A 22,153-nucleotide genomic window follows, 5' to 3' on the forward strand; every position below is an offset into this window, starting at 1 on the left:
GAACCGCGATGATCATGGATCTGCTCCAGGAGCAGCTCTTCCAGCTCGCCCTGGTGGCCGCGCTGCTGGTGGGCCTGTGCGCGCCCGCCGTGGGGACGTTCATCGTGCAGCGCAGGCTGGCGCTGCTGGGTGACGGCATCGGCCACGTGGCGCTGACCGGCGTCGCCCTCGGCTTCCTGACCGGCACCACGCCCGTGCTCACCGCCGTGATCGTCTCCGTCGTCGGGGCGGTGGCCATCGAGCTGGTCAGGGCGCGCGGGCGGACCAGCGGCGACGTGGCGCTGGCACTGCTGTTCTACGGCGGGATCGCGGGCGGCGTCATGCTCATGGGCATCGCGCCGGGCGGCAGCAACGCCAAGCTGAACTCCTACCTGTTCGGCGCCATCGCCAGCGTCACGGTCCAGGACATCTGGGTCATCGCCGCGCTGGCCGTGGCCGTGATCGGCGTGGTCGTGGTCTTCGGCAGGGAGCTGTTCGTGCTCTGCCAGGACGAGGAGATGGCCAGGGCGAGCGGCCTGCCGGTCCGCTTCCTCAGCCTGCTCATCGCGGTCACCGCCGCGCTCACCGTCGTGATCGCGATGCGCGTGGTGGGCCTGCTGCTGGTCAGCGCGCTGATGGTGATCCCGGTGGCCACCAGCCAGCAGCTCACCCGGGGTTTCCGCACGACGATGGGGCTGGCCATGCTGTTCGGGGTGCTCGCCTCGGTGGGCGGCCTGCTCGCCTCCACCTACTCGGCCAAGGTGCCTCCCGGCGCGGCGATCGTGCTTCTTGCTCTCGCCGGCTTCGTCCTGGCCCTCGGTGTCGGTAAATTCGTACGCCGAGGCCGTACCCAGGAGTCGACAGTGAGCGAGCGACCGAAGATGCGCGTGGAGGAGGTCGCATGACGACGAGACGCGACGCCGTGCACGACACCCTCCGCAGGAGCGAGGGGTTCCGTAGCGCGCAGGACGTCTATGCCGAGATGCGCCTGCACGGGGCGAAGATCGGCCTGACCACCGTCTACCGCGCCCTGCAGGCGCTGGCCGACGGCGGGCAGGTCGACGTGCTGCGTACGGACGAGGGCGAGTCCGTCTACCGGGCGTGCGCCAGCGACGTCCATCACCACCACCTGGTCTGCCGCCGCTGCGGCCACACGGTGGAGGTGGCCGGTCCCGCGGTCGAGCGGTGGGCCGAGGCGGTGGGCGGCGAGCACGGCTTCACCGAGATCACCCACACGGTCGAGGTCTTCGGCACCTGCGCCGCCTGCTCCAAGGGCTGACCGGCGTCAGCCGGCCTTCGGCACCTGCTGCTCGCGCGGCTCTTTCCGGCGTGTCTCGCCGGGCTGCGGCGAGCGGGTGCGGGTGCGGGAGCCGTACAGGACTCCGAGGACGATCACCGCGCACCCGGCGAGCTGCAGCGCCGACGGCCGCTCGCCCAGCACCACCGCGGACAGCGCGACGGTCGTCATGGGCTGGACGAGCAGCAGCAACGCGGTGAGCGCGGCCGGCTGGCGCGGCAGCGAGAACGTGATCAGCGACCACCCCAGCACCTGCGGCCCCAGCGCGAGCAGCAGCAGCCACCCGTGCGCCGGCCAGCTCGGCATGAGGTCGGCACCCCCGAAGAGCGGGCTCAGCAGGGCGATGGCCACGGTGGCGACCACCGTGGCGTGTGCCAGCGGCCCCACGGCCCGCGCCGGCCCGGCCTTCATGAGCAGCAGGAACGCCGCGTACGAGATGGACGTGGCGACCCCGGCCAGCACCCCCATGATCGGGTCGCGCCCGTAGGCGGCGCTGTCGAACACCCCGGAGATGAGCACCACCCCCGCGAACACGATCGGCGTCGCGACCATCAACCGGGACGACGGCCGCTCCCCGAACAGCGCCCAGGCCGCGAACGCCACCAGGAACACCTGCAGGTTCCCCAGCACGGTGGCCAGCCCCGCGCCCACGTAGTCGATCGCGTGATGCCAGAACAGCAGGTCGAGCGCGAACACCACGCCCGCCAGCCAGGCCAGCACCACCCCTTTCCACGGCAGCGGCCCCAGCCTGCGCCGCTCCAGCCAGGCCAGCACGATCATGGGCGGCACGGCGTACGCGCAACGGAACAACGCGGACGTGGCAGGCGATACACCTGAGAGCCGAACCAAGGGGGCGGAGGTGGAGATGATCAGCGCACCGACGATCGCGATCAGCACGATACGGCGATGTGCACTCATAGAAACCCCCGTACGGCCATGCAGGAGATACAGTGCGACCACGCTAGAACCCGGCGCGGACAGGAGTCAACATGCCGTTTGGCCATGACATGGTGCATTCTTTGGCCACCGTTGTCGAGCTGGTCAACACCTCGCCCTCCACCGGGGGCGACGAGGGCCTGGCGGGCCTGGCCGAATTGCAGGCGTTCGTGGAGTCCCGCCAGATCAGCGGCGTCACCAAGCTGACGCCCCGCGACCTGGGCCAGGTGCGGATGGTACGAGAGGTGTTCTACCGCGTCTTCATCTCCCCGGACCAGCCCACGGCGGTCCGCACCCTGAACGTCCTGCTCGCCGAGACGCGCATCACCCCCCGGCTGACCGAGCACGACGGCCACCCGCTGCACATGCACTATTTCGCCGCGGACTCCACCCTGGCGGAGCACGTGGCGGCCGATTGCGGCGTCGCCCTGGCCCACCTGCTGGTGGAGGGCGAGGTCGAACGCCTGCGCACCTGCTCGGCCCCGGACTGCGACCGCGTCTTCGTCGACGAGTCCCGCAACCGGTCCCGCGTCTACTGCGACAGCCGCACGTGCGGCAACCGCATGCACGTGGCCGCCTACCGCGCCCGCCGCCGCGCCTAACCCCAGGACAGCCCCCAGACGGGGACCTGCCGGCCCCCGCGCCCCTCGGACGCGACCCCGACCACCCCACCGAGGCTCGATGTCCCGAAGGGCACGGCAGGCAGGGCCGAAGCGTTCTCGGCTGATGGGCGCCTGCGGGCATGACGTGGCTGGGTGGCTGAGGGGCACCTGGAGCACGCCACCATCGTCACGATCTACGCCGTCACCAGCCTCCCACCAGGCCGAATCACACACGCCCGGCTCGCCGCCCTGATCCGCGGCCACTGGAGCGTCGAGGCCCTGCACCACGTCCGCGACGTCACCTACCGCGAGGACGCCTGCCGAGTCCGTACCGGCACCGCACCCCGGATCATGGCCGGCCTCCGCAACCTGGCCATCGGACCGGCCCGCCTGATCGGCTGGACCAACATTGCCGCCGCCACCGACCACTACCGCAGCCACCCCGCCGACGGCCTTCGGCTACTCGGTGCCACAACATGAGAACGCTTCGGCCTTGAAGCCACCAGCAAGATCGCTGTCTGAACGGCATCGGGGTCAGCCAACGAATGGGCGGCCGCCGTGCTACGTGAAGTATATGAGCCGGTCCTCTGAGCGGATCAGGCCTGGAAGGCCGAGCTGGGCGGACTGCGGGAAGCGTGGAATCACTTCGTCGCAGAATTGTTGGTCGATTTTTTTCAGGTAGTTGCGAGCGGACACGTCGTCGTCGTTCTGAAAGATGTCGGTGAACCAGTTTTCGTCGGCCACCGCGTGATCGAAGCGTGCCTTGGCGGGTGCCACGATGTCATCCGCGCACGTGCGGGCGAGCGAACCGATGGTGCTGTAGATCTCGGCCAGCGGGCGGACGGTGTCGTGGATCGCCTTCAGCGCCTGCTGCGCCTTCTCCGCCGCAGCACCGGCCCAATGGTAGCTGACGTCATTCGCATGAAACCGCAGCCTGCCGGCGATCGTCCCCAGGTCGTCGGAAATCGCCGTCATGGAACTGGAAAAGTTTCTCATCGACTGCTCGTCGCCGGTCATCAACAGCTCCCTGATCTGTTCCTTGTCAAGGCTGTCGTAGTCATGACGCAGCTCGATGCCGTTCCAGTCGACGACGATGTATCCCGACGGATATTGGTCGCTGACGGCATAGCCTTTTTCGACACTGCTCCAGCTGCTTCTCGGAGTGTCCGAATAAGGACTCACCGTGGAGGTGGAGTCATGATATCTGTTCCAGAAGGACTGTCTGTTGAGCCAACTGTTCTCTTCGGCGATATTGTAATTCTGGCCGGCGGTGGCAACGCCGCACGCGGCCACGACGCACTCGACCACTGCATCACTGGTAATGCAGTACAAGTCATCCGTGAAAGATCGGAAGATCCTCGAGACATCGTCGGCCCTGCCCCAATCTCCGGCATTGAAGCTCTTCCCGCCCCACCAGTCGGGGATTTCGACATCGTTGAGATCGACCACGAGCTGCTCGGCCGTCTCCCGCAGCGCCCTGCGATCGACGTCAATGCCATCTCTGACCAGGTCGCCGAGTCCAGGCCAATCGTCACTGGGCCTGGGTACACTGTCCGCAGCCGCTCCATCCTCTTGCTGATCCGTTCTCAAAGTCACGCGAATCGCCTTCTCACGGTGTGATTGATTGATTGCGGAGGATAGCGTCCTCGGGAGCCTAGCCAATTCGATAAGAACCAGCCGAAACCATGCGATGAACTGCTGGTGAAGATCGATCACTCCAGGCCGACGTGGCGTCGGCACCGGCCGCCTCAGGCTCTCCTCCCACGACCACGGCCAAGACGCTGTCCGGGACCATAGAAGGCCGTTCTGCACATGCCGCGCCCGGGAGTTGGTGGAGGACGCTGTAGCCGTACCCGGCTCACCCATCAGCAGCAAGGGCCCGCCCGGCCGGGAAGTGCCCAGGACCGGCCGCAACCTTCGTATCCCGCCGAATCAAATGCGTCTTTGATCACCGAGCCGTCGGCGTTTCGGCCGACCCACGCAAATCAGCCTCAGCCATCGATTGTCGAGCGCACGCCGAAAGGGTTGTCGATGACGTACCGCCAGCGCCCGTCCCTTCCGCGGCGAGCGACGTCGGTGGCGGTGCCCTCGATGTGGACCTGCTGCCCGTCCCGGTCCACACCGTCGATGGCCCAGTCCACGATCAGCAGGGCCGTGTCGCCCGCGGCGTAGACGTGCCGCGGCCGGACCGTGATCGGCAGCCCCAGGGCCATGAAGCGGGCGTTGGCGGCTTGGGCCTGCGGGCCCGTCAGCGGGGAGCCGGGCTCGGGTACGAAGACCGCTCCGCTCTCGTAGACCTCGGCCACGGCCGCCGGGTCGCCGGTGTTGAAGCGGTCGGCGAACACGGCAGGCACGTCCTCGGGGCGTTCGGCGAGTTGGCGCATCGCAGTTGCACGTCCTTCCGGCAGGTAGAAATCGGGTGGATGCGGAAAAGCTAGGAGGCGCCCTCGTGACTCACCAAACGGTTGGCCACCTCGGTCTGCCCGATGATCCTCGGGCCGAGGTCACCGAGCCGGATCCGTCGTGTCCGGTGGAGATCACGCTCGCGGCGCTGCGCGGGCGGTGGACGACTCTCGTGATCCGCGAGTTGCTGCGGGGTGAGCGTGGGTTCACGGAGCTCCGGCAGGCGCTGCCCGAGTTGTCGGACAAGGTGCTGTCCGATCGGCTGGCGCAGCTCGCCGAGGCCGGGGTGCTCGAACGTCGCCGGAGGTCCGGATGGCCGCCCCGTACGCACTATCGGCTCACCCCGCACGGGCGCCGCCTCGGGCCCGTCCTCCAGGCGCTCTGGGATTGGGGCGCCCAGGTTGAAGGCCGCCATGGGCAGGAGGTCCAGTCGGGTCTGGCCGCCACGGCCGAGAGCGATCACAACTGAGCGCGGGTGGGTGAGCGGGTGAGGGCGGGTGGGTGCGGCTTTGCTCGGGGGGCGGGGTGCCCATCAGCGACCCCGCGGTCCTGCTCGACTGGGCCAGGCGCGCTGATGCCTCGACTGCTACGGCGGCGATCCGGGCCAGACGGACCGGCTGGCGGACATGGTCAGCACCCTTTGATCAAGGGAAGTCCTACAGCAGGGCCAGCATCCGGTCCGCCTGCGCGGGCCGGATCTCCCGGCGGCAGCGCAGCAGCCAGAACAGCGCGAGCAGCCGCCGGCACTCCGTGAGCCTGGCAGCCTCCTCGGCGGTCAGCTCGAACCGGTCGAGCACGGCGGTCAACCCGGCCGGATCGTTCTCCCAGACCGAGATGTGCTCGGTGACCTCGGCCAGCTCGAACGCGCGGTCGCTGCGCCCGGAGTACTCGAAGTCGATGACCCGGACCCTGGTGCCGTCCCAGAGGTAGTTGGCCAGGTTCCCGTCGCCGGTGCCGAACACCGGGGTGCCCGGCTGCGCGAACATCGCCTCCAGGCCCGGCCCGGACACCCAGTCCGTGGCCGCGCGGAGGGCTTCGGCGGTCGCGGGTTCGGGCGTGGCCGCCGCCGCCCAGTCGCGTACCTTCCGCAGGAGATAGACCGGGTGCCCGGCACGCGCCGGCACCCGGTCGAGCAGCCGGGACGGGATCGAGCGCTGGACGCCGGTGATGGCCTCGGCCAGGGCATCGACGAGTTTCCCCGCGATCTCCCCGCTCACCGTCGTGCCGTCCAGGCGGGTCATCACCACGGTCGGCGGGTCGGCCTCCAGCTCGGCGGTCACCGGCGCCGGGGCCAGGCCGGGATCGTGTTCGCCCAGCAGCTCCAGGGCACGCCATTCGCGTTCGGGCTCACCGTAGTCCGACGACCGGTATCGCTTGATCACCACGTCGGACCGCACCTCGATGGAATGGCCGCCCATCCGCCCTCCGATCTTGTCGAATGGGACGACATGCTAGACCAATCACCCGAAGTCGCGGCGGCGAAGAGCCGCGAGGGCGCCGCCGAGGAGCAGCGCCGTGAGGGCCGTCAGCGCGAGGGCGGGGCGGACGTCGAAGGAAGTTCCGAGCATCGGGTTGGGGATGTAGTGGAACGGCTCCAGCGGGGTCCCCTGCCACAGCCCGTACAGGGGGCTGACGATCTTGCCGAGCCCGGCGGTCAGGAGCCAGACGATCCAGGAGATGGCCACGCTCGCCCTCGGCACCAGCCCGTACGCGAGCACGCAGACCGCCCCCACGCACCAGGCCGCCGGCACGGCGCTCAGCGCCCCCACCAGGAAGCGGGGCAGGTCGCGGGCGAGATCGCCGACGAGCAGCGAGTACAGCGTGCCGAACACGAGCCCGGCGACGGCCATCAGCGCCGCCGTGCCGAGCCCGGTCACGACCAGGTGGCCGGCCGCCCAGCGCAGGCGGGTCATCGGGGTGGACTGTACGGTCTCCGCGCGGCCCGAGGTCTCCTCCGAACGCAGCCGCAACGTCATGAGCACCGGATAGAGCGCGACGGCGTACGCGATGATGAGGATCAGGTACCACGAGTACGCGCCCAGCGCGGTGCCCGTGTCGGACACGCCGAGGAGGCTCATGATGCTCTGCACCACGAGGCTCGGCCGCGAGAGCAGGTCCTGGGCGAGCGGGCTGAGCCCGGCGCCGGCCATGGCGAAGCACGCGACCCCGGCCGCCCACTTGGCCAGCAGAGCGCGGTGCAGCCGCCAGGCCAGGCTGAGCGGGCCGCGCAGCTCCGGCGCCGACTCCCGGCCCAGGCGCTCGGGCAGCAGGCCCTCGCCGAGGTCGCGGCGGCCGAGCAGCCGGTACGCGGCTCCGCACAGGGCCACGCTGACCAGCACCGACACCCCGAGCAGCCACCACCGCTCGTCCTGGTACGCCCGCACCAGATGGCTCCAGCCGATCGGCGACAGCGCCTTCAGCCAGTACTGTCCGGTCGCGTCACCAGCGTAACGCATCACGTAGGCGGCGCCGAGCGCGGCCAGGCTGATCGCGGTGGCCGTGCGGGCGCTGCGCGCGAGCTGCGCGGCCACCGCCGCGACGGCGCCGAACACCCAGCCCGCGACCGTGATCGCGGCCCCGTAGGCGACGGTCCCGACGGGCTCGAACCCGAGCCCGACGAGCACGGCCCCGGTCAGCACCCCGCCGGCCAGGCTGATCCCGCCGGCGACCAGCAGGGCGGCGGTCAGCGGCGCGTGGCGGCTCACCATTCCGGAGCGGACCAGCTCGGCCCTCCCCTCGTCCTCCTCCCTGCGCGTGTGGCGGACGACCGACATGAGGGCCGCGAGCGCGCTCGCCACGTACAGGAACCCGCCGCTGCGCCACGTCGCGATCACCTCCAGCCGCGGCTCGATGAGGCCGCCGCCGAGCGCGCGCAGGAAGACGTTCCTGGAGGCGAGGTCGACATAGGTGAGTTTCAGCTCGTACGTGCCCATGGCCCGGTTGACGTAGGACACCAGCGCCAGGGCCAGGGCCACGATCAGGAGGATCCACCAGGGCGCGATGCCCCGCTCGCGGCGCAGCGCCAGGCGGACGAGGTGGCCGGTGCCTGCCAGGGCGCCGGCCCGGCCTTGTCGTGCGTCAGCCATTCGGCATCAGCTCCTACTCACGAGTACAGCCAACTGTTCCGACGAACAGCAGGCTATACCCGCGTATAGGCGACAGCCAGCCCTGGGCCCCGATCCAGAGGTTGGGGCCGGTCAGACCGGGTTGGGGAGCGCTCCGCCGTAGCGCCTGTCGCGCTTGGCGTAGACCTCGCAGGCCTCCCACAGATCCCTGCGGTCGAAGTCGGGCCACAGCCGGTCGAGGAAGACCATCTCGGCGTAGGCCGACTGCCACAGCAGGAAGTTCGAGAAGCGCTGCTCCCCCGACGACCGCACGAACAGATCCACCGCGGGGATCTCCGGCTCGTCCAGGTAACGCGCGAACACCTTCTCGTTGACCTTGGACGGCTTGACCCGCCCGGCCGCGATGTCCTCGGCCAGCCTGACCGCCGCCTCGACGATCTCGGCCTGCCCGCCGTAGTTGACGCAGAACTGCAACGTCAGCTTGCTGTTGCCGACCGTCATCTCCTCGGCCGCCTGCAACTCCGAGATGACGCTCTTCCACAGCCGCCCCGGCTTGCCCGCCCACCGGACGCGCACACCCATGGCGTTGAGCTCGTCGCGCCGCCGCCGGATCACGTCGCGGTTGAACCCCATGAGGAAGCGGACCTCGTCGGGCGAGCGCCGCCAGTTCTCCGTGGAGAACGCGAACGCGCTCAGATAGGGGATGCCCAGCTCGAGCGCTCCCTCGATGACGTCGAACAGCGAGGACTCCCCCGCTTTGTGCCCCTCGATGCGGGGCAGGCCACGAGACTTGGCCCAGCGGCCGTTGCCGTCCATGATGATCGCGACGTGCTTGGGCACCAGGTCGCGCGGGATCGGCGGGGGCGTCGCGCCCGACGGATGCGGGGTCGGAGGTCGTACGTTCACACAGGCTCCCTTTCGACGTGTCGGAGAGAGCGTATTCCGTGTTCGAGGTGCCATTGCAGATATGCGGCAACGAGCCCGCTGCACTCACTCCGGTGGCGCGACTCCGAGGCGTCGGCGGTGGCCCAGTCGCCACGCAGCAGCGCCGTCATGAGCCCGATCGTCTCCCCGGCGGGCACGGCCGAGCCGGCCGGGCGGCACGCCCCGCACACCACGCCCCCCGCGACGATGGCGAACGCCCTGATCGCCGGTGCCTGGCACTTGGCGCACGCCTCGAGCGCGGGGGCGTAGCCGGCCACGGCCAGCGAGCGCAGGAAGTACGCGTCCAGGACCAGCCGGGCCTCGTGGACGCGTTCGGCCAGCGTGCGCAGCCCGCCCACCAGCAGCAGGAACTGCCGCAGCGCCGGCTCCTTCTCCCCGTGCGTCAGCCGGTCGGCGGTCTCCAGCATCGCGCTGCCCGCGGTGTAGCGGGGATAGTCGGCCGCCAGCGCCTCGCCGTAGGGTCTGATCGTCTCGGCCTGCGTGACGACGTCGAGCGTACGGCCGACGTGGAGCTGCAGGTCGACATGCGTGAACGGCTCCAGCCTGGCGCCGAAGCGGGACTTCGTGCGGCGCACACCCCTCGCCACGGCCCTGATCTTGCCGGTGCGCTTCGCCAGGATGGTGACGATGCGGTCGGCCTCACCGAGCTTCTGTGTGCGTAGAACTACGCCTTCGTCACGGTAGAGACTCACTCGGACATCTTACGGCCGCACCGAAGCGACGTTACGGGCATGCTCTGGTGACGCGACTTTACGTCACCCTCACTAGACTTTGACGTCTGTCCCCGGATTACCCGTTGTTCAACCCCCCGCTACCGCCTCGAAAGGGAGTCATGACCCGCGTGGTCCTGCTGGGCGCCTCGCCCGGCCCCGACACCTCTCCGACCGGCCTGAGGCTGGCCGCGCTGCCCGGCACGCCCACCGTGGCCGAGCGCCTGCGCAGCCAGCTCACTTCCCTGGATCCGCGGCTCGCCACGATCGAGTCAGGCGACGTGGCCGCCGCCCTGCGCGCGCTGGCCGACGTCGCGGAGACCGCGACGGAGAACCTCTTCATCATCCCGGAAAACTCTGTCATCCACGACGAGCTGATCTACCAGATCACCAAGGCCAAGCGCGGCGCGCTGGCGCTCATCGCCAAAGAGCCCCGGCCGGAGGTGACAGAGGAGGAGCCGCAGGAGGACATCGTCCCGATCGACGAGGCAGAACCCGAGATCGGCCTCGGCCGCCTCGAAGGGCTGCCCATCCGCTCGCGCGTCGGCAAGTCGCGCGTGGTCTCGGTGGGCACCGCGCGCCACGCCGTGACCAGGCCCAACGCCATCCTGCTCGGCCCGCTGCACCTGAACGCGCGCAACGCGCCCATGCTGGCGCAGACCTGCCGCGAGCTGGCCGCGATGGCCGACACGTTCGGCGAGGACGACGACCTGCTGCAGCTGATCGTGTTCGGCCTGGTGCGCAACGGCGTGTCGGTCGGCATCAGGGGCCGGCGCGACCTGTTCTACCGCCGGGTCACGACCCAGGAAGAGGTCAACGAGGCCGGCACCGAGATGGCCGGCATGAACGAGGACCGGGCCAGGCTCAACAACGCGGTCAAGGGCGCCGACGGCTTCTTCACCACGTACTTCGTCTCCACCTACTCCCGCTTCATCGCCCGCTGGGCGGCCCGGCGCGGGCTGACGCCCAACCAGGTGACGCTGATCTCGATCACGCTCGGCGTGGCCGCCGCAGCCTGCTTCGCCACGGGCGACCGGCCGTGGATGGTGCTGGGCGGTGTGCTGATCTACTTCGCGTTCGTGTTCGACTGCGTGGACGGGCAGGTCGCCCGCTACGCGCGTAAGTTCGGCGTGCTGGGGGCCTGGCTGGACGCCACGTTCGACCGGTTCAAGGAGTACGTGGTCTTCGCCGGGCTCGCCGTCGGCTGGGTCGTCTCGGGCAACAGTGACGACATCTGGATCCTGGCGCTGGCCGCGATCGGCCTGCAGTCCGTACGCCACCTGCTCGACTTCTCCTTCGGCGTCTCCAACCGCCGCAAAGCCCCGTCCCCGCTGCCCACGCTGGCACTGGACGCGCCCGACGACCGCGACCTGCGTCAGGCCCTCACGCGCCGCAAGGTCGAGCGCAGCCAGGGTCTGCGAGGCGTGCTCAAGATGTGGACCAAGGCCGGCAAGTTCCGCGCCGTCCACTGGGCCCGCAAGATGATCGTCTTCCCCATCGGCGAGCGGTTCGCGGCCATCGCGATCACCGCCGCCCTCTTCGACGCCCGGATCACCTTCCTCACCCTGGTGATCTGGGGCTCCGTCGCCGCCGCCTACACGCTCACCGGACGCCTCATGAGGTCGCTCGTATGATCACCCAACCGCAGGCCATGGCCACCCCCACGCCGGACCCCGACGAGGAACGCCGTCGCATCCAGACCGCCCGCCTGCTCGCCTACCGTGACGACGGCCCGCTCACCCACGCCCTCGCCGGCAAGCTCGGCAAGGGCCTGCCGCCCGTTCCCGCCACGCTCGTGGCCCTCCTGGCCGTGCTGGCCTTCCTGGTCACCGGCCTGCTCGACCAGGGCGGCCCGATCCTGCTGCTGCCCGTCGCGACCACGCTGCTGCTCGTGCTGCCGACCGCGCCGCGCGACCACCTGGGCCGCTTCGACTGGCTCACCCCGCCGCTGCTGCGCGGCGCCGAGTTCCTCGCCGTGATCTCGATCGGCCTGGCCGCGGGCGCGCCCAAGTGGCTGCTGTTCGTGCTCGTCTACGTCGTGGGTTACCACACGTACGACACCGTCTACCGGACCCGGCAGAGCATCTGGCCGCCCGCCTGGGTGTTCCACGCGGGGCTGGGCTGGGAGCTGCGCCTGCTGGTCATCGGCCTGGGCGCCGCGCTCGGCATCCTGACGCCGGTGCTGGCGGTGCTTACGGCGTACCTCTTCGTGCTGTTCGCGGTGGAGAGCGTGACGAGCTGGGTCCGCCTCGACAAGGCCTCCGCCCAGGCGGGCGCCGACGCCGAGCAGGACCTCGAGGCCTCCCCCGAGGACCAGCTCGAACAGGCCACCGGCGAGGCCGACAAGGGCTGACCCCACACGCGGCCCGGCTTGCCGACGCCCGCCCCGAGCACAAAGGGCCTCCCGAGGGAGCGCTTCGCGCTCGGGGCTCAGGCGTTCTTATGGAGGCGCCTTCCGGCGCAACCCCCGCGCCCGCGGCACCATCGCGAACCCGCCCCCTTGACCGACGAGGCGGTGGGCCGACTGACGCCCACCCAGACCAACCCGCCTCCGGCCACCCATCGGCCAGGACGCAACACCGCTGAACGGCAACCCGACGACCTGCCGTAAGATGCCGCCCCATTCCGCGATCGGGCCAACGTCCCGCTTGGCAGGGCGAGCGCCACCGAGGCGAGCACGACGGATTGGATCTCGGCCTCAGCGCCTGATTCGGGCAGCCTAGCTTGGCAATGGGCACTGAATGGCGAGCCCTGGGGCGTCGAGCCAGATCCACTGCTCATCGGGTGTGAAGGTCATGCCGAATCTACTGATTGGCCGCCTATCCACGCTCGCCGCGGACCATGAGGCGATGCGCGGACAGTGACATTGCCGCCATTCCGGAAAGTGGCCGTTTAGTCTGGGGGCAGGACACGGATCCGGCCGGAGCCTGGAGACGCGGATGGCGTTCTTGTCGCGGCTGTTCAAGCGGGGCGATCCGCCGGCCGAGCGGGAGGAAGCGCGTCGGCGGGGGATGCGGGACGCCCGGGAGCATCCTTTGGGCGAGTTCACCGATCCGGAGTTCCAGCCCGCCTACGTCACCGAGGTCCGGGCCCTGGCCCGTGAGCAGGTCACCGAGGTCGATCGGCGGCTGGCGGCCACCCGTACCGCGATCCTGGAGCGGGCGCTGGGGGCGCGCGAGGTGATCTTGCAGGAGCTGGCCAGGAGTGACACCCACCCGGAGCCGGCCCTCGCCAACGGTCACGTCTCTGACGAAGTCGACGAGCAGCAGCCGGACGCGTTCATCTCGATCGCGGAGGCGAGAGCGCGGCGGGCGGAGGCGCGGCGGCGGGCCGTGGTGGCGGAGGCGAACGTCGGCGTGCAGCGGGCCAGGGCCCGCATCGAGCACCTCACCCAGGAGTGGGAGAGCGCGCTGATCGAGCGCGACCACGAGGTGGAGGCGGTGCACGCCAGGGCCGAGCAGCTCATCGCTGCGTACAAGGGCGGGGTACTGCGGGCCCATCCGCGCAGGGAGGAGATCCCGTCCTTATGGAAGGGCGAGGTCATCGCGATGGGCGCCACGGGTGAGACCGCCACGGCGGTCTCCGGGCGGGAGGAGATCGCGCGGATCCTGCGGGAGGTCGAGGACCGCATCGAGGTGTGGCACGCCGAGGTGATGCCCCGCGAGCTGCCGGGAGGGGCGCGCCGCCAGCTCTCCCCTCCGCCGCCAACCGATGCCGGCGTCCCGGAGGACCGCGACGCGGGGGACGCCGGGGACGATCGCGCTTCAGGGAGTGAGCAGGAGGGCACGTGAGGGCCGAGGAGCGTGACGGCGACGACGACGGGGCTCGGGAACGGCGCATCCCGGCGCGCAGGCCGGTGGCGGCACGAGGAGCGCCCGACCCCGTCGCGGCGTCGGAGGCGTGCAGGCCGGAGGCGGTGGCGAGGGCGCGTGAGGTTGGGGCGGTGCTGGGGGTGATCCTGTTGGTGGTCGGCACCGTCGCGGCGTGCGGGACGGAGGCCAAGGCGGTCTGCGGCGTGATCGTGGACTCGACCAGCTACGCCGACCCCGCCACCTCCAGGAACGACGTCACCTCCAAGCTGCCCGCCTTCGCCCAGGGCTGCGACTGGATCGGGTTCGCGGCCGTCACGGGCAGCTCGGAGAGCAGCACCTGCCGCCAGGACCCGGTCTCCATCGCCGCCACCCAGGCCGAGAACCCCAACGACAACCCCGTGGTCGAGGATCGCGTCAGGGCGCACCGGATCACGGAGGTGGTGCCGAGGGCGGTGAAGCTGTTCGACTGCCCGGCGGAGGGCGAGGGCTCCGACGTGCTGGGAGCCCTGCGGTACGTGGACAAGCAGCTCGGCGCGCAGCGGCAGCCGGACAAGCCGCACCGGCTCATCGTGTTCAGCGACCTGATCAACAACCGGGGGGACCTGAACATCAACAAGCTGGACCTGAGCGAGGGCGCGCGCAAGCAGAAGATCAAGGAACTGCGGGACGCGCGGCTGCTGCCCGACCTGACCGGGTACTCGGTGGTCGTGCACGGTTTCCTGCGGGAGAAGACGTCGAGCCCCGACCGGTTCCCGCTGCTCGAAGGCTTCTGGAGAGAGGCCTTCGAGGCGTCCGGCGCGAGCACGGTGGATCTGCTCTAGGAGAGCGCGCTCCCTCCGGGTACGCAACGTTGACAGCAGGTAAAGACTGTGTTGACATCGGCCCAGAGAGCGCTCTCTCTCACCAGGCCCCCCACCCCCCATGGAGCAACGATGACAACAGCCCTCCGGCACCGGCGCCGACTGGCGGCGGTGGCCGTGGCGCTCGCGGCGCTCAGCGGCCTGCTCGTCAACGTGGCCGTCAGCGCCTCGGCCGCCGTCCCGCCCACCCCGTCCGGCTGGTCGCTCGTCTGGTCGGACGACTTCGACGGCGCCGCCAACACGCTGCCCTCGTCTACCAACTGGATCGTCGACACGGGGCACGCCTACCCCGGCGGCCCGGCCAACTGGGGCACCGGAGAGATCCAGAACTACACGTCCAGCACCTCCAACCTCAGCCTCGACGGCGGCGGCAACCTCCGCATCACGCCGCAGCGCAGCGGCTCGGGCGAGTGGACCTCGGCGCGCATCGAGACCAGGCGGGCCGACTTCAAGCCCGCCGACGGCCGGATCCTGCGCATCGAGGGACGCATCCAGATGCCGAACGTGACCGGCGACGCCGCGCTGGGCTACTGGCCGGCGTTCTGGGCGCTCGGGGCGCCGTACCGGGGCAATTACTGGAACTGGCCGGGCATCGGCGAGTTCGACATCATGGAGAACGTCAACGGCATCAACGCCGTCTGGGGCGTGCTCCACTGCGGCGTCAACCCGGGCGGGCCGTGCCAGGAGACGACCGGCCTCGGCGCCAACCGCGCCTGCCCCGGATCGACGTGCCAGGCGGCCTTCCACAGCTACCGCTTCGAGTGGGACCGCAGCGTGAGCCCCAATCAGCTGCGGTGGTACGTGGACGGGCAGCAGTTCCACAGCGTGAGCCAGTCGCAGTTCGACGCCGCGACCTGGTCCAACATGACGGGACACGCGGGCTACTTCCTGCTGCTCAACGTGGCCATGGGCGGGGCCTTCCCCAACGCGCTCGGCGGCCAGACACCCACGGCGGCGACCGTGCCGGGGCGGCCGATGCTGGTCGACTACGTGGCGGTGTGGCAGAGCGGCAGCGGCACCCCGCCGACGAACCCGCCCGGGGGCGTGGACGCCCGTTCGACGATCCAGGCCGAGCAGTACCAGGCGCAGTCGGGCACCATCGTCGAGACCACCACGGACACCGGCGGCGGCCAGAACGTCGGGGCGATCGCCAACGGCGACTGGCTCCGGTTCGACGGCGTGAACTTCGGGACGGAGGCCGCCCGCCAGTTCAGGGCCAGGGTGGCGTCCGGGGCTGCGGCCGGGGTGAGCGGGCTGGTGCAGGTCCGGCTGGACAGCCCCACCGCCGCTCCCATCGGGGACTTCGCCCTCGCCAACACGGGCGGGTGGCAGAGCTGGCGTACGGTGCCGGCCAACATCTCGGGCGTGACCGGGACACACACCGTGTATCTGACCTTCAGCAGCGGTCAGCCCGCGGACTTCGTCAACGTCAACTGGTTCACGTTCTCGACCAGCTGAGCGCTCGACCAGCTGAGGCTCAGAGGGTCTCGAAGAGGCGCGGGAAGACCTTGGAGACCTTGGACAGCAGGTACTCGCCGTAGGTGCCGGTGAAGTCGACCTGGCCGTCCCAGCGATGGCCGGGGGCGTACGGCAGCGGCGGTACCTCGCTGTCCCAGCCTGGGTCGAAGAAGAACGGGAAGCTCAGGCGCTCGTTGCCGCTGCGGTTGCGCACCCGGTGCGGGGTCGAGCGGTAGTGGCCGCCGGTGAGCTTGTCGAGCATGTCGCCGATGTTGCAGACGAAGGTGTTCTCCAGGGGCGGGGCCTCGATCCAGCCGCGCGGGGTGCGTACCTGGAGGCCGCCGTTGGCGTCCTGGAGGAGGAGGGTCAGCAGGCCGTAGTCGGTGTGCTCGCCGACACCCCAGGTGTCGGGGTCGTCCGGCGGGGCGGGCGGATAATGAAATATCCGGAAAAGCACGGTTGGCTGGGCGGTGTAGCCGGAACGGAAGTAGTCCTCGTCCAGGCCGAGGCTCAGGGCGATCCCCGACATGACGGCCTGGGCGAGCGCGGTCATCGAGCCGAGATGGTCGAGCACGGCGTCGCGGAGCTCGGGCACCTGGGCGGGGAACAGGTTCGGGCCGTGCAACGGCAGCGAGCTCGGCGGCTCCTCGGCGCCGAAGTAGATGCCCTCCTTCAGGTCGGGCCGCCCTGAGGTCAGCTCGCCGCCAACCGGGAAGAAGCCGCGCCAGGCCTTGCCTCCCCGTTCCATGGAGATCTCGGCCTTGACCTCTTCGGGCAGGGCGAAGAAGCGCCTGCTCGCGGCGTCGAGCCGGCGCGGGAGGTCCGGCGGCACGCCGTGGCCGGAGACGTAGAAGAAGCCGCTGTCCCGGCACGCCTCGCCGATCGCCTCCGCCACGGCACGCTTGTCGGCGGTGAGGTCGGGGTCGGTGGCGAGCAGGGGCGAGACGTCGATCACCGGCAATTCGCTCACACCGTCATTTTGACATCCGCCCGCTCCCGGGACCCAGTGACGCACAATCGAAAGCAGGACCCGCGGTAGGAGGCCTGATGCGCTTCATTCGCCGGAAGCAGGACGACGACGTCGAGCCTGGCCAGGTCACCCGCATCACGCCTGCCGTGGCGTACGACGGCGACCTCTACCACCTGCCCGACTGGGCGCGGCGCCGCCACGAGGAGCGCGAGCTCGGCCGGGGGCACGCGGCCGACGGCCAGATCGACACGCTCACACTCCAGACCGGCAGCGTGCCGCGCTTCCACGAGCTGGAGGACGAGCGGCTGGCCGAGCTGGCCGAGATCGAGGACCGTACCGAGCAGGAGATCCAGCGGGCCCGCGCCGAGTTCGAGTCGCAGAAGATCAGTCTCGCCGAGTCGCAGCGGGCGTTCGGGGAGGCGCGCAAGGCGCTGGACGACAGCCAGCGCCAGGTCACCGAGCTGGAGCAGCCGAGCCGCCGGCCGGGCGACGGGCGGCCCAGCTCCATCACGATCTCGGGCAGCCGCTGGCCGGTCGTCCGCCGCTGGCTGCCCGCCGCGCTCCTCCTGCTGCTCCTGCTGATCGTCGAGGTGCCTATCCTCTACCAGGTCATCCTCAACTGGGGCGACAGCGTGGCGATGACCGCGCTGCTCGCCGCCGGCGCCGCTCTGATCATGCTGGTGGCGCCGCACATGTACGGTCGCGCGTTCCGGTCGTGGCAGGAGCACGGCAGCCCGGCCAAGGGGCGGTGGCTGCTGGCCGGGGTGGCGCTCGTCTGGCTCGGCCTCATCGTCGCCGTGGCCGTCCTGCGCCGGGACGCCCTGGTCAAGCCGCTGGTCGTGGACGGCCAGGACATCGGGCCGACCTCGGAGGGGGTCAGCCGGCTGCCCACCATGATCCTGCTCCTGGCCCTCCTGATCGCCACCGCCCTGATCGCCGCCGACCTGGGGCGGCGCATGCACAACCCCAACGACCAGCGGTTACGGGAGCTGCGGGCCAAGCGTGACGCCGAGGCCCGCGCCTGCGCCGCCGCCCAGGCCGCCTACCAGCGGGACGCCGGGTACGCCGAGAGCATCGCCCAATACCTTCAGGCGGTGGACCGGCGCAGGGCCGGTCGGCTGCGCCAGCTCGACAGCGGCTTCGACAGCCTGGCCACGGCGTACCTGGGAGGCGTGGTGGAGGGCCTCAAGGACCCGGAGGCGGCCAGCTGGGCCGAACGCATCGTCCTCCACCGCCGCACCCGCTCCTGACTCCCGTACCGGTACGAGGGCTCAGCTCGACTCCCTGACCACGAGCCGGGTCGGCAGCACGACGGAGGTGGTGTGGCGGCCCTCCAGCCGCGACAGCAGCAGCCGCGCGACCGCCAGCGCCTGCTCCGCCAGCGGAACCCGCACGGTGGTCAGCCCCGGCGTGGTGGCCGAGGCGGCGTCGATGTCGTCGAAGCCCACGATCGCCAGGTCCTCGGGCACCCGGCGGCCCAGCTCCCGCGCGGCCTGCAGCGCCCCGACGGCGAGCTGGTCGGTGGCGGCGAACACGGCGTCCAGCGCCGGCTCGTCGCCGAGGAGCTGCCGGGCCGCCGCCGCGCCCGAGGCGCGGGTGAGGTCGGCGAGGGCCAGTAACGGCTGCGCGCCCGCCCGCTGCAGCGCCGCCCGGTGCCCGGACAGCCGGTCCTGGATGGCGACCAGGTCCATCGGGCCGCAGATCATGCCGATGCGGCGGCGCCCGCTCGCGAGGAGGTGCTCGGTGGCGGCGGCCGCGCCGCCGACGTTGTCCACGTCCACGTACGGCACCAGCGAGGCGACGGCCGGCTTGCCGAGGAGCACGATCGGCACGTCCGTACGCGAGAGCCGCTCGGCCAGCGTGTCTCCCCGGTCGGGCGGCAGCAGCACGACGCCGTCCACCAACCGGGCCTCCGCCTGCTGGACGATGCGCCGGTGGCTCTCGGCCGTGTCGGCCAGCATGAGCGTGATCTGCTTGCCGGCGCCCTCCAGCATGCTGGTGACGTACTGCACGACGGCGGCCGTCAGCGCGTCCCCCTGCCTGGGGACGGACAGGACGAGGGCGATGGCGTTGGTCCGCCGGGTGACCAGGCTGCGGGCGGCGGCGTTGGGCACGTAGCCGAGCTCCTTGACGGCCCGCATCACCGCCGTGCGGACCTCGGGGCTCACCGACGCCTCGCCGTTGACCACGCGCGAGACGGTGGCGCGGGAGACGCCGGAGCGGGCGGCGACGGTCTCCAGGGTGGGCCGCTTGGGCCGGGTCTCGGTGAGGCCGTTGCGCCGGATGACGTCGCGGTACCACAGCGCGCTGTCCTTCGGCCGCCGTTTCTGGGTGGCGAAATCGACGTGCACGAGGCCGAACTTCCGCTGGTAGCCCTCGGTCCATTCGAAGTTGTCGAGCAGGGTCCAGACGAGATATCCGCGAACGCGGGCGCCGTCCTCGACGGCCGACAGCAGGGCCCGCAGATGCTCCTCGACGAAACTGATGCGTTCGACGTCGTGAATGCCGTCGCCGGTCACCACGTCGACGAAGTCGGCGCCGTTCTCGGTGACCATCAGGTCGAGCTCCGGATAGTCCGCGGAAAGGCGCCGCAGCACCAGCGAAAGGCAATTGGGCACGATCGGCCAGCCCATCGCGGTGACCGCCGTCGGAATTGTGCAGAACAGCACGCCCTCGCTTCCCGGATAGGCCGAGGCGGCGGGCTCGCTGGGCTGGGCCTGCACCACGGAAGGCGAGTAGTAATTGATGCCGAGCAGGTCGAGGGGCTGGGCGATGATGTCGAGGTCGCCGTCGCGAATGTGGTCGAGGCCGCCGTTGCGCTCGATGATGGGCAGGATCTCGGCGGGGTACGAGCCGCGCAGCATCGGCTCCAGGAACTGCCGGTTGGCCAGGGCGTCGATCCTGGCCACGGCCTCGGCGTCCTCCTCCGACAGCTGCCTGCCGAAGTCGCTGACCTGGGCGGGGGTCAGGACGGGCGAGATGTTGAGCACCGTCCCGACCCGGGCCGCCCCGCCGGACCGCAGGGCCTGCGCGGCCAGCCCGTGCGCGAGCATCATGTGGTGGGCGCTCCTGAACGCCTCGGCGGCCGATTTCCGGCCCGGCGCGTGGCTCCCGTCGCCGTATCCCAGGAAGGCCGCCACCCAGGGCTCGTTCAGCGTGAACCAGGTGTCGACCCGGTCACCGAGCCGGCCGTGCACGGCGGCGGCGTAATCCGCGAAACGGCGGGCGGTGTCGCGGGACGGCCAGCCGCCGAGCTCCTCCACCGCCTGCGGCAGATCCCAGTGATAAAGGGTCGCATAAGGCGTGATGCCGGCCGCGAGAAGCTCGTCGAGCAGCCGGTCGTAAAAGTCGAGGCCGGCCTCGTTCACCTTGCCCGAGGCGTCGGGGAAAACCCGTGGCCAGCTCACCGAGAACCGGTAGGCGGCCATTCCCAGGTCTTTCATCAACCGCACGTCTTCGGGATAACGGTGGTAATGGTCGCAGGCCTCGGCGCGGTCCGCGGAAAAGACGTCCCAGATGGACGGCCCCCGGCCGCCGGCGGACGTGGCGCCCTCGATTTGAAAGGCCGAGGTAGAGACTCCCCACACGAAACCCTCGGGGAAGCTTGCGGTGCTCATTTTGGCGGAACCCTCCGATGACTGTTTGCCCGCTTAGTCTCCCGCGTGCCGCTCGTCGCGCGCCAGCCTGGCCAGGCGGTATACAGAGCGCGTGGAACTGGATCGGCTCGATCGTGACATCATCGCGGCGCTCGTCGAGGACGCCCGCGCGACCTTCGCGGACATCGGACACCAGGTGGGGCTGAGCGCGTCGGCGGTCAAGCGCCGGGTGGACCGGCTGCGCGAGACGGGGGCGATCACCGGGTTCAGCGCGAGGGTGGCGCCGCAGGCGCTCGGCTGGACGACCGAGGCGTACGTGGAGCTGTTCTGCCAGGGCAAGACCAAGCCGTCGGACATCGCGCTGGCCGTGGCGAAGTTCCCCGAGGTGGTGGGGGCGGCCACGATCACGGGCGAGGCGGACGCGCTGCTGCACATCAGGGCCACGGACGTGCGCCACGTGGAGCGGGTGATCGAGCGCATCGCGGCGCAGTCGTTCGTGGTGCGGACCAAGAGCTCCATCGTGCTCTCGCGGCTCGTGGACGCACCTCCCGGCACCTCCGTTCCGGAGCCGCGCAACGGATCGCCCACCCAGCTCTGAAAGACGCAACAGACCCGCGCGAACACGCAATGCCAAACACTTGGCCTGCATAAACATGCATTCTTAGGCTGTCTCCGTCCCTTCGAAAAGGACATCCACCCATAAACCTCGACGGAGACCTGCATGCCCAAACACTTCCTGATGTGCCGTCCGGACTACTTCACGGTCGAGTACGCGATCAACCCGTGGATGGACCCCGAGGCCGGTGCGGACCGCGACCTGGCGGTCCGGCAGTGGGAGGGTCTGAAGGCGGCGTACGAGGAGCTCGGACACCGGGTCAGCCTGATCGACCCGATCGAGGGGCTGCCCGACATGGTCTTCGCCGCCAACGGCGCGCTGGTCGTGGACGGCCTCGTCTACGGCGCCCGGTTCGCCCACGCCGAGCGCGGCCCCGAGGGGCCCGCCTACCTGCGGTGGTTCACCGAGCGCGGCTACCCGGCGCGCGAGCCGCTGCACGTCAACGAGGGTGAGGGCGACTTCCTCACGCTCGACGACGTCATCCTGGCCGGCACCGGCTTCCGCACGGACGTGGTGGCGCACCAGGAGGCGCAGGAGTTCCTGGGCCGCCCGGTGATCTCCCTGACGCTGGTGGACCCGCGCTTCTACCACCTGGACACGGCGCTGTTCCCGCTCGACGGGCGCAATGTCGCGTACTACCCGGAGGCGTTCTCCGAGGGCAGCAGGAAGGTGCTGCGCAAGCTGTTCCCGGACGCGCTGATCGCGACCGCCGACGACGCCGAGGTGCTCGGTTTGAACGCCGTCAGCGACGGCAGGAACGTCGTCATCAACGCCGAAGCGTCGAACCTGCAGCTGGAGCTCAAGCGGCGCGGCTACGAAGTCATCCCCGTCGACCTGTCGGAGCTGCGTAAAGCAGGTGGCGGACCCAAGTGCTGCACACTGGAGATCAGGGGGGAGAACTGAC

22 protein-coding genes are annotated in these 22,153 nt (G+C 70.3%); 13 read left to right on the forward strand and 9 right to left on the reverse strand.

Annotated elements, in window-relative coordinates:
• Positions 1–11: 11 nt before the first annotated feature.
• Both ACWDRB_RS17685 and ACWDRB_RS17690 read left to right on the forward strand, forming a co-directional pair.
• The gene (locus tag ACWDRB_RS17685; protein ID WP_350725343.1) at positions 12–884 is read left to right on the forward strand and encodes a metal ABC transporter permease; all 873 of its coding nucleotides are present in this window, start codon (positions 12–14) and stop codon (positions 882–884) included.
• A complete protein-coding gene (locus ACWDRB_RS17690) occupies positions 881–1,258 on the forward strand; it encodes a Fur family transcriptional regulator (protein ID WP_350725059.1) in 378 nt (125 codons plus the stop codon). Before ACWDRB_RS17685 ends, ACWDRB_RS17690 begins: the two co-directional genes overlap by 4 nt.
• Before the next feature lie 6 nt (positions 1,259–1,264).
• Here ACWDRB_RS17690 and ACWDRB_RS17695 read toward each other — a convergent pair whose 3' ends face one another.
• Positions 1,265–2,194 (reverse strand): DMT family transporter, encoded by a 930-nt coding sequence (locus ACWDRB_RS17695; RefSeq protein WP_350725057.1) that lies wholly within the window; start codon positions 2,192–2,194, stop codon positions 1,265–1,267.
• 92 nt (positions 2,195–2,286) lie between these two features.
• On the opposite strand from ACWDRB_RS17695, the gene ACWDRB_RS17700 reads away from it, so the two are divergent.
• Both ACWDRB_RS17700 and ACWDRB_RS17705 read left to right on the forward strand, forming a co-directional pair.
• Complete coding sequence (locus ACWDRB_RS17700; RefSeq protein WP_364240559.1) at positions 2,287–2,814, forward strand: CGNR zinc finger domain-containing protein; 528 nt, start codon at positions 2,287–2,289, stop codon at positions 2,812–2,814.
• A 153-nt stretch (positions 2,815–2,967) separates the two neighbouring features.
• Entirely contained in the window at positions 2,968–3,294 is a 327-nt protein-coding gene (locus ACWDRB_RS17705) for a hypothetical protein (RefSeq protein WP_449894975.1), read from the forward strand.
• A gap of 81 nt (positions 3,295–3,375) precedes the next feature.
• Here the strand turns inward: ACWDRB_RS17705 and ACWDRB_RS17710 are convergent, their stop codons facing one another.
• Both ACWDRB_RS17710 and ACWDRB_RS17715 read right to left on the reverse strand, forming a co-directional pair.
• Positions 3,376–4,410: a WXG100 family type VII secretion target gene (locus ACWDRB_RS17710; protein ID WP_449894977.1), complete on the reverse strand. Its 1,035-nt coding sequence runs from the start codon at positions 4,408–4,410 to the stop codon at positions 3,376–3,378.
• A 395-nt stretch (positions 4,411–4,805) separates the two neighbouring features.
• A complete protein-coding gene (locus tag ACWDRB_RS17715; RefSeq protein WP_449894979.1) occupies positions 4,806–5,198 on the reverse strand; it encodes a YybH family protein in 393 nt (130 codons plus the stop codon).
• A gap of 65 nt (positions 5,199–5,263) precedes the next feature.
• Between ACWDRB_RS17715 and ACWDRB_RS17720 the strand changes: the two genes are divergently transcribed.
• Positions 5,264–5,686, forward strand: coding sequence for a winged helix-turn-helix transcriptional regulator (locus tag ACWDRB_RS17720; RefSeq protein WP_449894982.1), 423 nt, complete (start codon positions 5,264–5,266; stop codon positions 5,684–5,686).
• 187 nt (positions 5,687–5,873) lie between these two features.
• Here the strand turns inward: ACWDRB_RS17720 and ACWDRB_RS17725 are convergent, their stop codons facing one another.
• The 4 genes from ACWDRB_RS17725 to recO form a co-directional block, all read right to left on the reverse strand.
• Positions 5,874–6,635, reverse strand: a complete 762-nt coding sequence (locus ACWDRB_RS17725) for a phosphotransferase family protein (RefSeq protein ID WP_449894984.1) — start codon at positions 6,633–6,635, stop codon at positions 5,874–5,876.
• A 42-nt stretch (positions 6,636–6,677) separates the two neighbouring features.
• The gene (locus tag ACWDRB_RS17730; protein ID WP_449894986.1) at positions 6,678–8,303 is read right to left on the reverse strand and encodes an ABC transporter permease; all 1,626 of its coding nucleotides are present in this window, start codon (positions 8,301–8,303) and stop codon (positions 6,678–6,680) included.
• Positions 8,304–8,414: 111 nt separating this feature from the next.
• Positions 8,415–9,188: an isoprenyl transferase gene (locus ACWDRB_RS17735; protein WP_449894988.1), complete on the reverse strand. Its 774-nt coding sequence runs from the start codon at positions 9,186–9,188 to the stop codon at positions 8,415–8,417.
• Positions 9,185–9,919 carry a DNA repair protein RecO gene (gene recO, locus ACWDRB_RS17740; RefSeq protein WP_449894991.1) on the reverse strand — a complete coding sequence of 245 codons (735 nt, stop codon included), beginning with the start codon at positions 9,917–9,919 and terminating at the stop codon, positions 9,185–9,187. The genes ACWDRB_RS17735 and recO overlap by 4 nt, the downstream gene beginning before the upstream one ends.
• 140 nt (positions 9,920–10,059) lie before the next feature.
• Here recO and ACWDRB_RS17745 point away from each other — a divergent pair, with 140 nt between their 5' ends.
• The 5 genes from ACWDRB_RS17745 to ACWDRB_RS17765 all read left to right on the forward strand — a co-directional run bounded on the left by ACWDRB_RS17745 (position 10,060) and on the right by ACWDRB_RS17765 (position 16,067).
• Positions 10,060–11,571, forward strand: a complete 1,512-nt coding sequence (locus ACWDRB_RS17745; protein ID WP_449894993.1) for a CDP-alcohol phosphatidyltransferase family protein — start codon at positions 10,060–10,062, stop codon at positions 11,569–11,571.
• The gene (locus ACWDRB_RS17750; protein WP_449894996.1) at positions 11,568–12,290 is read left to right on the forward strand and encodes a DUF5941 domain-containing protein; all 723 of its coding nucleotides are present in this window, start codon (positions 11,568–11,570) and stop codon (positions 12,288–12,290) included. The genes ACWDRB_RS17745 and ACWDRB_RS17750 overlap by 4 nt, the downstream gene beginning before the upstream one ends.
• A gap of 586 nt (positions 12,291–12,876) precedes the next feature.
• A complete protein-coding gene (locus ACWDRB_RS17755) occupies positions 12,877–13,728 on the forward strand; it encodes a hypothetical protein (protein WP_449894998.1) in 852 nt (283 codons plus the stop codon).
• The gene (locus ACWDRB_RS17760) at positions 13,725–14,570 is read left to right on the forward strand and encodes a hypothetical protein (protein ID WP_449895001.1); all 846 of its coding nucleotides are present in this window, start codon (positions 13,725–13,727) and stop codon (positions 14,568–14,570) included. The genes ACWDRB_RS17755 and ACWDRB_RS17760 overlap by 4 nt, the downstream gene beginning before the upstream one ends.
• A 111-nt stretch (positions 14,571–14,681) precedes the next feature.
• Positions 14,682–16,067, forward strand: a complete 1,386-nt coding sequence (locus tag ACWDRB_RS17765; protein WP_449895003.1) for a glycoside hydrolase family 16 protein — start codon at positions 14,682–14,684, stop codon at positions 16,065–16,067.
• Between the two features lie 19 nt (positions 16,068–16,086).
• Here the strand turns inward: ACWDRB_RS17765 and ACWDRB_RS17770 are convergent, their stop codons facing one another.
• Positions 16,087–17,037: an isopenicillin N synthase family dioxygenase gene (locus ACWDRB_RS17770; RefSeq protein ID WP_449895005.1), complete on the reverse strand. Its 951-nt coding sequence runs from the start codon at positions 17,035–17,037 to the stop codon at positions 16,087–16,089.
• Between the two features lie 77 nt (positions 17,038–17,114).
• Between ACWDRB_RS17770 and ACWDRB_RS17775 the strand changes: the two genes are divergently transcribed.
• Entirely contained in the window at positions 17,115–18,287 is a 1,173-nt protein-coding gene (locus ACWDRB_RS17775; RefSeq protein WP_449895007.1) for a hypothetical protein, read from the forward strand.
• Positions 18,288–18,308: 21 nt separating this feature from the next.
• On the opposite strand, the gene ACWDRB_RS17780 is transcribed toward ACWDRB_RS17775, so the two are convergent.
• Positions 18,309–20,654 carry a GH1 family beta-glucosidase gene (locus tag ACWDRB_RS17780; RefSeq protein WP_449895009.1) on the reverse strand — a complete coding sequence of 782 codons (2,346 nt, stop codon included), beginning with the start codon at positions 20,652–20,654 and terminating at the stop codon, positions 18,309–18,311.
• A 91-nt stretch (positions 20,655–20,745) separates the two neighbouring features.
• Here ACWDRB_RS17780 and ACWDRB_RS17785 point away from each other — a divergent pair, with 91 nt between their 5' ends.
• Positions 20,746–21,231: an Lrp/AsnC family transcriptional regulator gene (locus tag ACWDRB_RS17785; protein ID WP_449895012.1), complete on the forward strand. Its 486-nt coding sequence runs from the start codon at positions 20,746–20,748 to the stop codon at positions 21,229–21,231.
• Between the two features lie 123 nt (positions 21,232–21,354).
• Positions 21,355–22,152, forward strand: a complete 798-nt coding sequence (ddaH, locus tag ACWDRB_RS17790) for a dimethylargininase (protein ID WP_449895014.1) — start codon at positions 21,355–21,357, stop codon at positions 22,150–22,152.
• The last annotated feature ends 1 nt before the right edge of the window (position 22,153 follow it).

It is taken from the genome of Nonomuraea sp. NPDC003707 (assembly GCF_053587055.1).

Bases quoted from the DNA above. Each gene is read 5' to 3' on its own strand.
- ACWDRB_RS17755 (WP_449894998.1), top strand. From the start codon at position 12,877: ATGGCGTTCTTGTCGCGGCTGTTCAAGCGGGGCGATCCGCCGGCCGAG.
- ACWDRB_RS17780 (WP_449895009.1), bottom strand. From the start codon at position 20,654: ATGAGCACCGCAAGCTTCCCCGAGGGTTTCGTGTGGGGAGTCTCTACC.
- ACWDRB_RS17690 (WP_350725059.1), top strand. From the start codon at position 881: ATGACGACGAGACGCGACGCCGTGCACGACACCCTCCGCAGGAGCGAG.
- ACWDRB_RS17730 (WP_449894986.1), bottom strand. From the start codon at position 8,303: ATGGCTGACGCACGACAAGGCCGGGCCGGCGCCCTGGCAGGCACCGGC.
- ACWDRB_RS17775 (WP_449895007.1), top strand. From the start codon at position 17,115: ATGCGCTTCATTCGCCGGAAGCAGGACGACGACGTCGAGCCTGGCCAG.
- ACWDRB_RS17725 (WP_449894984.1), bottom strand. From the start codon at position 6,635: ATGGGCGGCCATTCCATCGAGGTGCGGTCCGACGTGGTGATCAAGCGA.
- ACWDRB_RS17750 (WP_449894996.1), top strand. From the start codon at position 11,568: ATGATCACCCAACCGCAGGCCATGGCCACCCCCACGCCGGACCCCGAC.
- ACWDRB_RS17715 (WP_449894979.1), bottom strand. From the start codon at position 5,198: ATGCGCCAACTCGCCGAACGCCCCGAGGACGTGCCTGCCGTGTTCGCC.
- ACWDRB_RS17695 (WP_350725057.1), bottom strand. From the start codon at position 2,194: ATGAGTGCACATCGCCGTATCGTGCTGATCGCGATCGTCGGTGCGCTG.
- ddaH (WP_449895014.1), top strand. From the start codon at position 21,355: ATGCCCAAACACTTCCTGATGTGCCGTCCGGACTACTTCACGGTCGAG.
- ACWDRB_RS17745 (WP_449894993.1), top strand. From the start codon at position 10,060: ATGACCCGCGTGGTCCTGCTGGGCGCCTCGCCCGGCCCCGACACCTCT.
- ACWDRB_RS17765 (WP_449895003.1), top strand. From the start codon at position 14,682: ATGACAACAGCCCTCCGGCACCGGCGCCGACTGGCGGCGGTGGCCGTG.